The organism is Mycobacterium sp. 050134 (assembly GCF_036409085.1).
Taxonomy (GTDB): domain Bacteria; phylum Actinomycetota; class Actinomycetes; order Mycobacteriales; family Mycobacteriaceae; genus Mycobacterium.
This window is the reverse complement of sequence record NZ_JAZGLV010000109.1, coordinates 1-218: the sequence shown is the minus strand read 5'-3', so window position 1 is coordinate 218 and position 218 is coordinate 1. Positions and strand designations below refer to the sequence as shown.

Below are 218 nucleotides of genomic sequence, written 5' to 3'. Positions count from 1 at the left end.
CCGCCTGCTCCGGCGGTGCCGCCGTTGCCGCCGATTCCGCCGGCGGTGGCGTCGGTGGAGCCGATGGTGGTGTCGGTGAATCCGGTGCCGCCTTGTCCGCCGGTGCCGCCGGCCCCGCCAGTGCCGCCTGCGCCGTTGGTGCCACCAATGCCGGCGGAGCCGCCGATTCCGCCGGCGCCGCCGGAGGCGCCGTTGCTGCCGCTACCCCCGGTTTGACC

Annotated in this window: 1 protein-coding gene; it reads right to left on the bottom strand. The window is 77.1% G+C overall.

What is annotated here, in order from left to right; genetic code table 11:
* Positions 1 to 218, bottom strand: a 218-nt coding sequence (locus SKC42_RS27615; RefSeq protein ID WP_330967390.1) for a hypothetical protein, incomplete at both ends; no start/stop codon positions are given.